4 protein-coding genes are annotated in these 17,343 nt (G+C 41.5%); all 4 read left to right on the forward strand.

Annotated features, from left to right (window positions below):
* Position 1 precedes the first annotated feature (1 nt).
* The gene (locus tag Q0972_RS13125; protein WP_299366255.1) at positions 2 to 649 is read left to right on the forward strand and encodes a response regulator transcription factor; all 648 of its coding nucleotides are present in this window, start codon (positions 2 to 4) and stop codon (positions 647 to 649) included.
* A gap of 96 nt (positions 650 to 745) precedes the next feature.
* A complete protein-coding gene (locus Q0972_RS13130; protein WP_299366257.1) occupies positions 746 to 1,132 on the forward strand; it encodes a hypothetical protein in 387 nt (128 codons plus the stop codon).
* Between the two features lie 133 nt (positions 1,133 to 1,265).
* Entirely contained in the window at positions 1,266 to 14,633 is a 13,368-nt protein-coding gene (locus Q0972_RS13135) for a BspA family leucine-rich repeat surface protein (protein WP_299366259.1), read from the forward strand.
* A gap of 31 nt (positions 14,634 to 14,664) precedes the next feature.
* Positions 14,665 to 16,851 (forward strand): T9SS type A sorting domain-containing protein, encoded by a 2,187-nt coding sequence (locus tag Q0972_RS13140; protein WP_299366261.1) that lies wholly within the window; start codon positions 14,665 to 14,667, stop codon positions 16,849 to 16,851.
* Positions 16,852 to 17,343: the final 492 nt, after the last annotated feature.

Raw genomic sequence — 17,343 nt, forward strand, 5'->3', positions numbered from 1 at the left:
GATGAACAAAGAAGATATTACCGTTATTGTGGCTGACGACCACCCTATGTTGTTAAAAGGTTTAAACGACGAACTTTCAAATAGTGGCTATACCGTTATTGGTCAAGCTGACAACGGGATCAAGGCTTTAGAACTTATTTTGAAACTAAAACCAACCATCGCCTTTTTAGATATAGATATGCCAATTCTTAATGGATTTGAAGTCATAAAGATGGCGCGCGAAAAAAGTTCAGGAACAAAGTTTATCATTCTCTCCTTTCATAAGGAATCCTATTATCTGGTACAGGCCAAAACATTTCAGATCAATGGCTATTTATTAAAGGAAGATAGTTTTTTTGAAATAGAGCGCTGTATCGATGAGGTAGTTGCTGGAAATGTGTATTTCAGTAAGTCTATTGATGCACAACCGATCATGGAGGCTACGGAAGAATTAAAGCGTCTTAATTTATTAACACTATCTGAAACGAAAATACTTAAGCTCATAGCCCAAAAAATATCCAATCAAGAGATCGCAGAATCACTATCACTTTCTATAAGAACTATAGAAAAGCATCGCAGTAATATTATTGATAAATTAGGACTCAAAAAAGAAAATAATGTCTTAACTAATTGGGCTTTGATGAATCGAAGTACCATTTTATCCCAATAAACTAAGTAGCAATACTTAAAAAATACGTACGGCTTCGTATTTTATTAGGTATGCCTAATACTTAATTTGCTCTCCCTAACGCTAACATATTAACTTTTGAAAGTTGTCATTGCCCATAGTAGTGAAAAACAGATATATCGCTTAGCAAAATCCCTCGAAAGTATAGGCCTTAACCATGTATACATCACGGATTATGGATTTGATGCTTTAGATTATATTGTTCGCCATAATTGTAAAATTTGTCTTTTAGAGCAGCATCTCAGGGGACTCAATGCCAAGGATATCATTAATGCTATAGGCTTCAAGGGCATACATGCTAAATTCATCATTTTAGGTGTGGATGACGATTTGCCTTTGAAACTAAACAGGAATGTCTTGGCAAGTATCGATTTAAAGGATGAAGATGCCTTACTACAGATTTTGGCACTTGTAGAGCATCAGCGCAACGGAATAAGCACCAAAAACTTAAGGAGTTACCAATAAGGCCGACAGCTATTTGTTGTTTAGCCATTTAGTTATTGTATCTACGTACTACTACGTAATAAATACGGGTCGGCTCTTATTCTGTAATCAGTTTATCACATCTACCTTGCACTCAATAATCAAATTAAAAGTTATGCGAATCAAGACCCCTTTTGTTTCATTAATCTTTACAGTACTATTTATAATTAATGTGAATGCCCAATGCGATGGTAATAGCGATATTATTCAAGACGTAGGGGATAATTCCTTATCTACAAGCCAAGGTAGTAATTTTGCCGTGGGTAATACGTTCAGGGCGACCTGTGACGGTCCAATAGAAGAGATTTCCTTTTATTCCTTTAGAGTTGGAGATAGTAATATTGGAGCATTAGGCATAACCTTAGAGCTTTATCGAAACCCATTGAGTGCCTCAAACAGGACATTGCTAGGATCTGTAGGTGTAGATATTTCGCGCCATCAAGGTGGTCTTGTTGAGCAAAAAATAGAGCTTTCATCGCCAATTGATCTTGTCGAAGGAGTCACTTATGGCTGGCGGTTACTCAATACCAACAACGAAGTCATTGCATTGGCATACGGACGAAACACTGCACTTCCAGGACAAATGTTCAGAGGCAATAATTTTTCATCTTTTAATCCCATTACTGGAGGGCGTTTTAAGTTTCAAATCCATTACGAGGACAACATTCCTCCAATTGCAAATTGTAGAAATATCACCCGAGTCCTCAGTCCGGATGGTACAGTGAGTATCTTATCTTCAGAGGTCAATGATGGTTCTACAGATGCAGATTCAGGTCTAGACGGTACCACTATACAAAATCCTATCATTTTCGATTGTAATGATATAGGGAATAATCAAGTAACCTTTTTGGTTAGGGATAATGCAGGAAATACAGCAAGTTGCGAAGGAACGGTGACCATAATAGATAATTCAGCACCAGTAATTACCAATTGTCCAGGTGTTATTAATGTAAACACTGATCCTGGTACTACGGCAACAGTCACTTTCGACGATCTTATGTTTAATGATTGTGCGTTAACGATGCCAGCTCCTACCGGCTTTACATTCTTAACCGAACGTAATGATAACAAGTATTATGTGTCTAACGAGCCATTTACAGCAACTGAGGCACGGACCAATGCGGAAAGCCTTGGAGGGTTTGTGGCTACGATTTTAGATGAAACTCATAATAATGATATAAGAACATCCGCTAATGATGCGGGTTTTACTCAAAGCCTGTATATTGGTTATTCAGATGCCAATACAGAAGGGGTATTCACATGGCATGGTACAAGTTCCACTTATGAAAATTGGTTCCCTGGAGAACCAAATAACCTAGGTGGTAATGAAGATTATGCAATCTTGTTACCTTCAAGCGGATTTTTGGCACGATGGGGCGATGTAGTAGAAACCAACACGTTTCGTTATGTACTAGAATTACCCAATACAGCCGCAACAGTAACTCAAATTGATGGATTGCCTTCTGGAAGTAGTGAGTTTCCTATTGGAACTACAAATAATACCTTTGAGGTTAGCGATGCCTATGGAAATACGAGTAGTTGTTCATTTGATATTATAGTAACAGAGAATCCCTTTGAAACTGAGGTAAAACTAGAAAATGGCAAGTTGACGATTTTGGATATCGAAAACCCCTCAGATGATGACATTAAATTGTCATTAGATGGTACTTACCTCACTATAACTGACCTTAACGCACCGAGATTAAACGTGGTATCAGCTTCTGCCACTAACTCTAATCTCACCAATATTCCAGACTCTCCTAATACGAATCCAAGTTTTATAAGTATCCCTGCAACATTGAGTGGCTGGGATGTCAATTCCAGTCCCGAGGACATGTTTGTGGAAGTAGAACTAGACCATAATAGCCTTGGGCAGCTTATTATAGAGTTGGAGGCTCCAACTGGTGAGACCATTACCTTGATGGATAGACCAAGATCATTCGATGGCATTGTTCCAGGTGATAACAGTGATTTTGAACAGGGCTTCCCAATTACCTTTATAGATAATGCTAGTGTCAGTGCAGCTGATATGGGCGAAGGTATTTTCTCGGGACAAGCGGTCTGTAGGGATGATGGTATCTGTGAATATCGACCTGGAACCGGAGCTGGCAGTGAAACGCTTGCCGAGTTCAAACAGCGTATTTTAAATAATGGCAATGACCTCAATGGGGTTTGGAATCTTAGGGTAGCAGATATCTCTGCTTCGGCTGATGGCGAAGTTTTAAACTGGACTTTGGATTTCACATCAGACATTACGCTCAACGTTTCAACAGTGACGGTAGCTCTAAATGAAATAACGAATGGGATAGACTATATCGCGGGAGAAGGAGACGATAAAATCACTTTTGAAACCGACCTTACGTTGTCTGGTAGTAATAATGGGCTTTACATTAGTGGATTAGGTGCTGGCACCTCTTGGAATCAATCTAATGGTGCTTTAAATCTTGAGGGAGGATTAAATATCGAAAATTGTTCCATAGATAGTACGGTTATAAACTTATTTGAACTTGATGCTTCAAGTCTATCCATAAGGGATGTTTATGGCATATACAGCGCTCCAATACCAGAACCTATTACAATTCTAGGAGAAACCAATTTGCAAGCATCCTTTGAGATAAATCTTAACTCATCCTTATTGACATTTAATGATGTTGTGAATTTGGAAGCTGATTATATAAGGTTTGAAGCAGGGTCAGATCTCACATTAGGAACGGTTAACTTTATGGCCAATGATACAGCGTCAATTAACCGCATTAACGCTGATGGTGCCTTAGAGCTAGCAGGAAATATATCCTTAGGCAGTAATACAGAACTTCGACTGCAGACGGGACAGTCTATTACCCAAACTTCGGGAATCATAACAGCAAATCGTTTGGTTCTAGTACGAACTGGCTTCGATGAAATTACGGCGTCTCTTCTAAGTGATAACAACATTAATGCTTTGTCAACTATTCAAGAAGCTAGTAGTTGGAATACCATTAATTTAAAAAATGTAAGCGACTTGGAATTTAGGAGCATGCGTGTCGAAAACTTTAGTGTTGAGGCACCAAAATTCCTTTTATCAGAAAATACCGATATAAATGTATTGACCACAGGTGTTTTTAATGGAGAAATAGAAGTCACAGCAACTAATACTACAAGTCCTGCAATAGTAAGAAACAATAGTGGTGTGATAACATTTACAGCACCATCTCAAGGACTTTTGGATTTTTCAGGATCAGTGCAATTTGATGCTGTCGGAGCAGTCTTAACCCCAACAATAATTTTTGACGGTCCAACCATATTCAATACACCAGGTATCTCACATCTATTTGATAATCTAGAGGTCATTAACGGCACTTTCACCTTAGAAACTGATATCAACTTTGGCGGGACGGCATTGTTTAAAAACGCACAGACTACATTATTAGGTACAGGAACCATATCAGGAGGCAATGTTGTGATGGCAGATGGTGCAACTATAAACCCTGGAATCGTAGAAGATACATCGGTTGGAACGTTGAATGTGAGTGACTTAAGCTTTTCTAACGATGGTGTATTTGCACCATACATCAACACCGATACTAGTTTTGATGTGCTAAATATAATCGGTTCTGTTGACCTTACGAATGCTAATTTCGTACCTACAGGAGATTTAACGGAAGATTCTGGAGTTTCAGAGATTGTAATCATTGATAATGATGGTACGGACGATCCGGTTACGGGAAACTTTACCAATCTTGAAGAAGGAAGCTTTATAGATTTTGGAGGAACTTTCTTTGCAATCAGTTATGTTGGTGGCGATGGCAATGATGTATCCCTTATTAAGGCAGAAACCGCAATTACTCTGGCCGATGATGGACAACTAACTGTAACAGATATCAATGGTGGTCGTTCAGATGATGATATTGTGCTATCTAGTGATGGCGTCAACCTTGTAATAAGTAATTTGGTGGTGCCAGTCCTAATTAATGGCGATGACATCATACCTACAGATTTAAGCACTATAACCATTCCTTTAGTGGAGATTTCAAATGGCGTACATTTTATTTCAGAAGAAGGCGATAACAGCGTTACTATAGCTAACGATATTGCATTGTCTGGGCCTAATAATGGCCTCAAATTCGACAACCTTAATGCTTTTGATCAAATAGGGGCTATGGATATCGGTGGTCACCTTGAGATTTCAGGTGATGGTAATCTAACCTTAAACCTTAATAGTATTACAGCAGGTAGGCTTTCGGTGAACAATGTGGCTAATATATTTAACTTCGTTGATCCTTTAATTATTTCAGGAAGGACAAATCTTGTGGCTAACGACCAGATTGCCATTATCAATGGATCACCCAATAATACCTTTAACGGTCAAGTTACCATAGAAGCAGGTAATTTTAGTTTTTCTGCGTCAGGCGACACAACTTTTAGAGCCGTAAGATCTGTATCAACAGATGCTACTACAAATCTTATCAGCATTGAATCTGGCAGCCTTTTTTTAACTAGAGATGTCAACATTGCAGGAGCTGGTTCACGATTAACCTTATATAGTGATGCCAGCATAGAAATAACAGGTGATGGAAGTGGTATTACAACAGATGTTTTAATTATAGACGGCTCTAGTAATGGAAGTACCATTGCGCGATTATCCAGTCCTGATAATGATATCAACATCCTACAAACCGCCTCTGGAAAAACCTTGAATAGTCTAGAATTTCAAGATGCCGACGATATAGAGTTAGGAAGTATAGATGCAAATGGATTAAGCATTGAAGCCCAAACTATGGTTTGGTCTGATATAACTGCAATAACCACTGGAGGCGATGCCACATTTTCTGGTCTTATTGATATTACGGCGGCAGATGTTTCTAACCCAGCCACTTTGACCCATAGCTCAGGAGATTTGACGTTTCAATTACAAATAGGCCAGTCTTTTGACTTGTCTGGTGCTGTGCAGTTAACAGCTTTAGAAGGGACGACCACCGTAATAGACGCCTCAACAATAACTATTAATGTTCCTAGCATAACACAAACAATAGGGAATTTGCTAATAAACAATAGTTTTGTCAAAGTAGAATCGGACATAAACCTACTCGGACTAGCCTCATTTATCGGTGGCGCTGCGCTTACAGGAAATGGTACAATAGCTGGAGGGACCTTAGAATTTGGAAATGGGGCGCTTTCCCCTGGAGGTTTAGGTAATGACGCAGTTGGCGTATTAACAGTAGGTAATTTAACGGCACTCTCAACAACCACCTTCCGACCATATATTCAAAATAGTACGGATTATGATATCTTGAATGTCCAAGGTACTGTAGACCTCAATAATTTTGATTTATTACTTGCATTGGACGCTTTTGTATTTCCTGATGATGGAGAGGGAATTATTCTTATTGATAATGATGAAAATGACCCAGTAGTTGGTAATTTCTTAAATCTTCCAGAGGGTACAGGAATCAACCTACCAAATATTGCGGCCGTGATAACCTATCAGGGTGGTGATGGCAATGATGTAGCATTACTACGTGATAATGTAGCCCCAGAAGCCCTCTGCGCTGATGTATCCTTTGCTATCGGATTGGATGGAATTGAGATTGAGGCTTTTGAAATTGACGGCGGTTCTACCGACAATGTAGGTATTGCAAGTCTTTTAATTAATGGGGAACCATCAATCAACTTTAGTTATGACGATTTAGGTGCAAATGAGGTAACCTTAACCGTAACGGATATCAACGGAAACACTACGGATTGTTTAGCCACAATAGACCTAACATCTAACGTCACCTTCCCCATATTAATAAGCGAGTATAACCCGGACATCATCGATAATTCAAGTACTATAGATATTGAAGTCTATGGTGGTGCTAACGAAACGTTCCAAGGTGTATTTGTAATAATTGAGGGTAATTCAAACAGTAGTGAAATGGGGCTTGTAAAGCAAGTTGTTGAATTATCAGGAACTTTTGATGCCAATGGTTTATTTACGTCGTCACTTCCTTTGCTGTTGCCACCAAGCCACACCGCTATACTGGCAACATCATTTAGTGGTGAGGTTGGAGTAACAGACATTGATCCTGACAATGACGGGGTGATTGTTACAGACGACCTTTCTAGTCTTGGTACTATTTTGGATGCCATTTCCATTACTGATGAGGTCTCGGACGAACCCTTTGCTTATGCGGAAAGCATTGGTGGTACAAATTTGTCTACACTTAGCGAACGTGTAAGATCAGTATTTAGGGAAGGCAGTAATGGTGATGTGTTTGCCATAGATTTTGGGGGGATTATTTACGATAAGACAGGCATCGAATTCGAGTCGTCATTTTTTGATACTGCTCCAACTCTAGATGGTACTTTTGGGCAAATCAACCCTGTCATTTCCCTTGACGTGAATCAAGTGGCTTTTAGGACTACTTGGCAAACGGATAATCCAGGAATTAGTGAAAACAATCAAGTCACCATCTTTACCAATCCAAATGAGACCTACAATTTTATCATTGATTGGGGTGATGGTCAGTTAGAAAGCAATGTTACCGGAACTATTACCCATACCTATGACAATATTGGAACCTACCAAATTAGTATTGCAGGAACTTTTCCACAATTCGTTTCTAATGGCAGCGAATTGAATGATGTATTTGTTGGTGATGCTTTAAAACTCATAAGTATTGACCAATGGGGAGATTTGGCTTGGAATTCTTTTGAAAACGCCTTCTACGAATGCCAAAATATGGATATGTTGGCTACGGATAACCCAGATTTGTCTAGTGTCACATCTTTAGAAAACATGTTCTATGATTGTGAATCCTTACAAGGTAATTCAAACATTAACAATTGGGATGTGAGCACAATTACTACCATGGCAGGAATGTTTAGAGAGGCGCAAAGCTTTAACCAACCTTTGGGAAATTGGAATGTCAGTAATGTAAGTGATATGTCAGCTTTATTCTATAATGCTTCTGATTTTAACCAAGATTTAAATACTTGGATTGTGAGTAACGTTAGCACAATGGAGGCCATGTTTTTAGGAGCATTGGAGTTCAATGGTAATATCAGTAGTTGGAATGTAAGTAACGTGTTGAATATGGAAGACATGTTTTTGGTTGCCAGAGCATTCAACCAAGATATTTCAGCCTGGAACGTAAGCAGTGTCAATAACATGCAAGAAATGTTTAATGGCGCTGAAGATTTCAATCAACCCTTAAATAGTTGGAATGTTTCTAATGTAACCATAATGACAGGGATGTTTACAAATGCCAAAGATTTCAATCAGCCACTAGATACTTGGAACGTATCGAATGTAACAACCATGGATGGTATGTTCCTTTTCGCTGAGAGCTTTAATCAGCCCATAAACAACTGGGATGTGCGTAATGTTACAGCTATGACATCGATGTTTGAAGGTGCTCTTAATTTCAATCAAAGTCTCAGTGATTGGGATGTCTCTAGTGTTACTAGCGCCGGTCTTATGCTAGTTGGTAGCGCCTTTTCAAGAGAAAACTACGACAATTTGTTATTGGGTTGGAGCCAACTGAATTTACAGCCTAATGTACAATTTGATGTAGATGCCTCCTTTTGTCTCGGGGCATTAGCAAAACAAGAGATTATAGATAATTATGGATGGACATTTACTGATGGTGGGGAAGCCTGTTCGGAAGTATTCGTTACGGTCTGGCAAACAAATGAAACAGGCACATCGGCTAACAATCAAATCACAATCCCAACAGCAGCTTCATTAGGTACTAGTTATAATTATGTTGTGGATTGGGGCGATGGTACTACAGATTTCGGCCTTACAGGAGATATGACTCATACTTATGTTTCAGAAGGGACTTATACAGTAAGAATTTCTGGGGATTTTCCACATATCATTTTTGATGAAGGTGGCGACCGTCTAAAACTCCGCGAGATTTCACAATGGGGAAATATTAGTTGGATGTCCATGGAGAGTGCCTTTTTTGGGTGCGAAAACTTAATCATTTCGGCTACGGACTTACCTGACTTATCCAATGTAACCACTATGGAGAACATGTTGCGAGGTGCAGGTAACGCTATCGACATTAACCTTTGGGCCGATATTACCAACTGGGATGTTAGTAATGTAGAAAACATGTCACGACTCTTTAGACAATCGAATTTTAATCAAAACATTGCCTCTTGGATCGTAGACAATGTTATCGATATGAGGCGGATGTTCCAAAATAATACGCAGTTTAATCAGAACATATCTTCTTGGAATACAGGTAACGTTACTGATATGTCTCGTATGTTTAGTGGTGCTTCGAGTTTTAACCAGGATATAGGTATTTGGGATGTGAGCAAAGTACAAAGTATGCGCGAAATGTTTCTAGAAGCTACCAATTTTGATCAAAACTTGAGTGCTTGGGATATTTCAAGTATACAAAACCAGACAATGATCAACATGTTTAGGAATGCTGGAATATCTAACGAAAATTATGACAAAACGCTCATAGGTTGGGGTACCTTGGAAATTGGGGAAGCAGGCATTCCAATAGATGTAACCTTAAACGCCAACAATGCGCAATACTGCGAAAGTGAGTACAAAAGGCAAGAGCTCATAAGTAATTTTGGATGGACCATAGACGATGATGGGAAAACTGCCGATTGTAATAACTATTTCATAACGCAATGGGTAACCGATGCCGATAATCAAAGTATTACCATACCAACAAGTGGTAACGTTTATAGTTATCTAGTGGATTGGGGCGATGGAACTGTTGAGGCTGGTTTTACGGATGACGCAACACATACCTATACCACAGCAGGGACTTATGATGTGTCCATTACTGGAGAGTTCCCTCGAATTGCGTTTAACTTGAGTTCTAGTTCTAACTCATCCAAAATCACGCTCCTTTCCCAATGGGGAACTAACCAATGGAGAAGTATGGAGGCTGCCTTTGATGGCTGTGAAAATTTAGAAGTGATTGCCCCTGATGTTCCAGATTTATCCAATGTGACAGACATCAGTGAAATGTTTCGTAATTGTCAATCCTTTACAGGACAGTTAACCGATCTCAGTAGTTGGGATGTTACCAATGTAGAAGATATGACCCTTGTTTTTGCTTCAGATGGTAGTATATCAGTCTTTAATGGAAATATATCTAATTGGAATGTGGACAATGTCACAACCATGCAAGGTATGTTCTTTGGGGCCACAGTATTCAATCAACCTTTAAATAGTTGGAACGTAGCTAATGTTACAAACATGGAAGCCATGTTCCAAGGTGCTCTAGCATTCAATCGACCTCTGGACGGCTGGAATGTATCTAATGTGAGTGAAATGCGCCTTATGTTTAACTTCGCTACGGATTTTAATCAGAATTTAGGAAACTGGGACATTTCTAGTTTGACCGATGCCTTTAAAATGCTAGATGAGACTAATATGTCTACGGCAAACTATGACTCAACCCTTATAGGTTGGGCTACTTTAGATACAGCTGCTGGTGAAACAGTAATCCCAAGTGATGTCACTTTTGGTGCTGATAATATTCAGTTTTGTGCAGCTTTGGAGGCCAAAAATCTATTAGAAAGCCCTAATTCTGGTGGCTTTAATTGGACCATAACAGATGCTGGGATTACAGCAGATTGTATCATAGATACTAGCGATTACTTTATCACCTCTTGGGTTGTTAGTGACAACGAATCCATTACCATTCCAACCAATTCAGACTACGATTACAATTATATAATTGATTGGGGAGACGGTACTGTTGAAACCAGTCTTAATGGGGACGCCACGCATACCTATACCACAGCAGGGACGTATAATGTGTCCATTACAGGAGAGTTTCCAGCAATTTATTTCAATTCAAGCAATGATAATAATCGCTCTAAAATTCAACATGTCGTTCAATGGGGAAGTAACCCGTGGTTAAGTATGAATGGTGCGTTCTTAGACTGCACAAACATCGAAGTTACTGCGTCAGATGCTCCCGATTTATCAAATGTTAGTGACATGGGTGGAATGTTTCGAGGCTGTCAGTCTTTTACAGGTCAACTTACAGATCTTAGTACCTGGGATGTTTCGAGCGTAGAAGATATGTCGCGAACTTTTAACAGCTTTCCTTCGGTTTTTAATGGCAATATATCTAATTGGAATGTTAGTAATGTTACCACTATAGAAGGTCTGTTTTCTGGAGCAGCAGTATTCAATCAACCTTTAGAAAACTGGAATGTGAGTAGTGTCGTCAATATGAGGCTGGCCTTTTCTAATACTAGTGTTTTCAATCAACCACTGAACGATTGGAATGTGTCTAGTGTAACAGATATGAACGTTATGTTCTTACTGGCCTCGGCATTCGATCAACCTTTAAATGACTGGAACGTATCTAATGTGACCAACATGTCTAACATGTTTGCGCTTGCTACGGTTTTTAATCAAGATTTAGGAAGTTGGGATATTTCTAGTTTAGATAATGCATCTTCAATGTTCAGTGGCACCAATTTGTCTACCGAAAATTATGATGATACGCTTATTGGTTGGGCCGCTTTAGACACTGATGCTGGCGAAACCGAAATCCCTAGCAATATTCTTTTTGGAGCACGTGATAGCCAATACTGTCTTGGAGAAGCTGCCAGAACTATTTTAGAAAATGTATATAATTGGCAGATAACTGATGATGGTAGGGACGCCAATTGTGCAAATGATAGTAGAGCATTTATAACAGAATGGCAAGTCAACGATGGTCAATCCATTACTATACCAACCAATCCTAATTTTAGCACTTACAATTATACAGTTTTATGGGGTGACGGAAATGCCGATACTGTTGTAACTGGAGACATATCCCATACCTATGACAATGGAGGTGACTACACGGTAACTATATTTGGGGAATTCCCTGCAATTTACTTTGATGATTTTAGTGGTTCGGAGAATGGACTGAGCATTCAAAACGTTTTACAATGGGGCAGTATACAGTGGCAATCTATGGATAGAGCCTTTTTGGGCTGTCGTAACCTAGATGTAACTGCTCAAGATACACCTGACCTTTCGCAGACTACAAGCATGATTGCTGCTTTTGCGCTCTGCTCTAGTCTAATAGGTAACTCAAGTTTTGATGCTTGGGACGTATCGACAGTAGAAACTATGAATGGTACTTTTAGTGGGTGTTCTCAATTTAACCAACCTATAAATAACTGGAATGTTGGTAACGTAACTAATATGGTCGACATGTTTGGGGAAGCTGCAGCGTTTAATCAACCTTTAGATAACTGGAATGTGAGTAACGTAACAACGATGTCTGCTATGTTCCGATTGGCATCCTCATTTAACCAGCCCTTAGAAAGTTGGAATGTCAGTAACGTAAGACGCATGTCTGCTATGTTCAGCGATGCTGTGGCTTTTAATCAGCCATTGAATGGCTGGAATGTGAGCAATCTCAATGGAATAGCCAGTATATTTCGTCGTGCTACGTCCTTCAACCAACCTTTAAATAACTGGGATGTCTCCTCTGTGGTAGAGATGAATAGTGCTTTTTTAGGTTGTACGGCCTTTGACCAACCTTTAGACGATTGGAATGTTAGTAATGTTTGGATCATGACGGATATGTTTAAGGACGCTACATCCTTTAACCAACCTTTGAACAGTTGGAATGTTTCCTCTGTCCGAGAGATGAATGGTGCCTTTTCGGGTTGTACAGTCTTTAACCAATCTTTAGACAACTGGAACGTTAGTAATGTCTTTGACATGGCTAATATGTTCGATGGAGCAGTAGCATTTGACCAAGACCTAGGAAATTGGGATATCTCTAGTTTATTTCGTGCAGATAATATGTTGAATAATACAAATCTTTCGACCGAAAACTATGATAATTTACTGATCGGTTGGGCGACTTTAGATAATGGAGAAACACAAATACCTTCAGATATTACCTTAGGAGCACTTGGACTTACTTATTGCGCAGGTGAGAATGCCAGAAATACCTTGACTGATCCATCAGGATTTAATTGGACCATCACTGATGGCGGTCTAGATCCTAGCTGTCCATCTGATATATTACTCTCCCCGAAAGTCTACCTTCAGGGCGCCAGCTTAAGCCCGAATGTCGGGGAGGAGGGTCTGATGCGCGATGACCTCAGATTAAATGGCCTTATACCGCTAACATCGCCCTACAGCGATGGATTAATAGCAGATAGTTCAGTGTTCACTGTTGTGGGCACTGATGCCATCGTGGATTGGGTTTGGGTAGAGCTCAGGGATGGTAATGATAGTTCGATAGTGATTGCTAGCCAATCGGCACTCTTACAGCGCGACGGCGATATTGTAGATAGCGATGGGGTTTCCTCATTATCTTTTGCCCAGCCTGAGGGGAGTTACCATGTAGCGGTAAACCACCGTAACCATATCGGGATTATAACCAATACTGCACAGGCTTTAAGTTCGACAACAACGATTGTGGATCTATCGGCGAATCCTACGGCTGTTGAAGGCGGTACCAACTCGGTGATACTGTTGTCCAATGGCAACTATGGGATGTACACGGGCGATTTTGATGGCAATGCCCAGATCCAGAACACGGATGCCAGTGCGGTTGTCCAGTTGATCGGCGGGTCGGGCTATGATGAAGCCGATATGGACATCAACACGCAGATCCAGAATGCGGACGTCAATGCACTGATCAACCCCAACATCGGCCGGGGACAGCAGTTCAGCAGGAATATAACGGCATTATCGACCGAGATCACCTTGGCCTTTGCCAATGCCGAGATCACCAACGATGGGACGGATGATTTCTACGAAGCCGATATACTCATATCATCGACTTCAGACTTCTACGTGGGCTCGGGTCAGGTCTACTTTGACTACAGTACGGCAGCCTTTGGGGAGAACGTATCGACCAATGGCAATATAGAGTACAGCCAGCCAACGGGTTCTATATTGGGCTATGAGTTTCCGGGCGTGTCTTTTGCGACACCGGCTTACAGGGATTTCGTGCAGAACGACAATACGACCTCAAGGGTATCCCTATCGTTCCAGCAGAATGTCGGTTTAGCAGGTCTGGAGACAGTACCTGAGCTTCAGGTCACCTCCACACCAAAGGTCTTGTTCCATATCAAGATCCGATACACCGATGTTAGTGAAGATGCCGGTATCTGCTTCTTCAGCGATGGCGTGTTCCAGGACCAGTTCTTTACGGCCTGTGGCGGTACAGGTATAGCCGATTGTACGAATTCTCCAGGCACACAAATTACGGATGATATTTATGACTGTTCAGAGGCAGGCGTGGGCACTTTGGGCATCGCACAGGTTGGCGACGGGGGCATACTGCTGCACCCCAACCCGGCACGGACAAGCTTTGGGGTACAGGGCCTAAGGACATCCCATACCATAAGTGTGCATGACATCAACGGTAGGCTCATCCTACAGGAGGAAAGGGCCGACAATAGTCCTATAGATATGGGCCGCTGCGACGATGGGGTCTATCTGGTACGGATCGAGAACGGGGATAGATCGATAACCAGGCGCCTGATCAAAAAGAGCAATTAAACCTATCCTAATACTTAAATATTGAACAACAATGAAAAGCTATAAATATATTTTAGTTCTTGCAGTCCTATGGACCAACGTTATATGCGGTCAGGACATCACCTTGACCTTTGACAATGCCGAGATCACCAACGACGGTATGGACGATTTTTACGAGGCCGATATCCTTATTTCGAGCGGTACGGACTTCTATCTGGGCTCGGGCCAACTGTACATAGATTACAGTACGGCCGCCTTTGGTGAGAACATATCGACCAATGGCAATATCGAGTACGGCCGGCCCGTGGGATCGATCATAGGCTATGAGTTTCCGGGCTTTCCTTTTCCGACCCCGGCCTACAAGGACTTTGTGCAAAATGATAATACCACATCCAGAGTTTCTTTATCCTTTCAACAAAATGTGGCGCTGGCAGGATTGGAATTCGTGCCGGAGATTGAGGTCATTTCAACACCCAGGGTATTAATGCACATCAAGATACGCTATGTAGATGTCAATGCATCGCCCGATATATGTTTTTTTAGTGATGGCGTATTTCAGGACCAGTTCTTCACGGCCTGTGGCGGTACCAACATTGCGGACTGTACGAATAATCCTGGGACCCAGATCACGGATGACAGCTATGACTGTAGCGGAGCGTCATTGGGCAGTGCTTATACTTATAATAATGGTTGGTCGCCATCGGATCCGAATGGGGTATCGACATCTTCTGATGTTATAGAGGTCATCGCTGGTACGGCAACGATATCGACCAGTACGGATTGCAACAATATTACCGTTCGTGCGGGAGCAGGTATCACGGTCAATAGCGGAGTGACCCTGAGTACGGCATCAGGCATGGTACTGGAATCGACCTCGACGAGCTACTCGAGCCTTATCCTGGATGGCAACATTGCGGGAACGGTGACCTATGAACGCCACGTGAACCAAACGGCAGTATCGGGAGGCAACGACCTTATCACGCCACCGGTATCGGGGCAGAGCTTTACCGATTTTCTGGGCAACAATACGAACATCGTATCGAATACGGGGAATACGCTGTACCTTTTCGGACCTTTCGATAAGACTTCGAATACTTATGTGACCTATTCCGATACGGAATCGGCGATATTGACCTCAGGGGTTGGCTATAGGGCCGCGACAACGGACAATTCGACGCTCCGCTTTGAGGGGACCGTTAACCAGGGCACGGTAAGCCAGGGTGTGTTCAATACGGGCCCAAACTTCAGCGAGTGGAACCTGATCGGGAATCCCTATCCGTCGTACCTCAACGTTTGGGACTTTTTGAACAATGGCAACAACATGGGCGTACTGGATGTGGCCAATATCGGGATCTATGGTTATGATGGCGATGCCTCTGACGGATGGACGATCTATAACCTCAACACTACTGATGTCAATACGGTCGTCGCACCGGGACAGGGTTTCTTCGTGGCCGTAAATAGCGATGCCTCGATAGAATTTACCCCCGGTATGAGAAGGCATGGCAATAGCGATGATTTTATTGCCGGGCGTAACACGGCTACGAACCTTAACCTGAGATTGCAGTTGAGCAATACCGACGGGGATACCTCGAGCACCGATTTTTATTTCAACGACAGCTCCACCAATGGACTGGATCCGGGCTACGATGCCGCGGTCTTTGGGAATTCAGCCTTTCCCTTTGCCCTGTATTCGCGATTGTTGGAGGACAATGAAGGTATTGACTTTGCCATCCAGTCCCTACCGTTGGATATCCTATCCAATGGCGACCTGATCCCACTGGGCATCAATGCGAATCAGGGAGAGCAATTGACAATCAGTATCGGGAGTTCGAATCTTGGGTCGGACATTGCTGTTTACCTTTTGGATACCCAGGAGAACCAATCCACAGACCTGAACACGGGGGACTTTGTAATAACGCCACAAGAGGCTCTAGATGGTACGGGACGTTTCTATATTTCCCTAGTCCAAGGGACACTGGGAGCTTCGGATAACGGCTTTGATGCGCTACGGGTATATACGCTGAATACGGAAAGGAAACTGGTGATAAGCGGTACCATCGCCAGGCAAACGTCAGCTGTATTATATGATATTAACGGTAGGGCCATTTTGAGTAAGAGCCTAAGGACAACGTCGGGTTATACTGCGCTGGATACAGCAGGTTTACAATCTGGGGTATATATTCTCCGGTTATGGAACGGTACGGGCCATTATACCGAAAAGGTAATAATCGATTGATGGGCAACATGGAAGACAACCAGATCACCCGAAAGGAAGCGATACGTAAGATGGGTAAGTATGCGGCATTGACAGCGCTGGGCACGTTTACGGTCCTGGCCCCGATGCGGGCGCAATCGGCATCGCCACCGGATCCTGGGGGCAATCCGTTTGACTGAGTCTATGATTATGATGACGTATAAATGATTAAGTGAAAAAGAAATCAAAGCATAGTTCAGGAATCAGTCTAGAGGGAATGAATCACTGAATTATAACTTTCTTCATTAATTGATAGCTGAAGAAGCACAGGACTGCTGATCTTTTAAAAGGGGTAAGATTTAAAATGAGTAGTTGTGCCATGACCTCCTTATTAAGTTAAGGAGGTTTTTTGTTTAAAAACTTGAAAATACTTATAACCAAGATATAAATACCTTTACTTTTTCTATCATCAATTCATGGATTTTTGTTTGAAGATAATGAGATTTGTCATTGATTTAAGTAATTGGTTCGAAA

The organism is Winogradskyella sp. (genome assembly GCF_028282165.1).
Classification (GTDB): Bacteria; Bacteroidota; Bacteroidia; order Flavobacteriales; family Flavobacteriaceae; genus Winogradskyella.

Coding starts and splice junctions, on each gene's coding strand:
- Q0972_RS13135 (WP_299366259.1), top strand. CDS start 1,266: ATGCGAATCAAGACCCCTTTTGTTTCATTAATCTTTACAGTACTATTT.
- Q0972_RS13125 (WP_299366255.1), top strand. CDS start 2: ATGAACAAAGAAGATATTACCGTTATTGTGGCTGACGACCACCCTATG.
- Q0972_RS13140 (WP_299366261.1), top strand. CDS start 14,665: ATGAAAAGCTATAAATATATTTTAGTTCTTGCAGTCCTATGGACCAAC.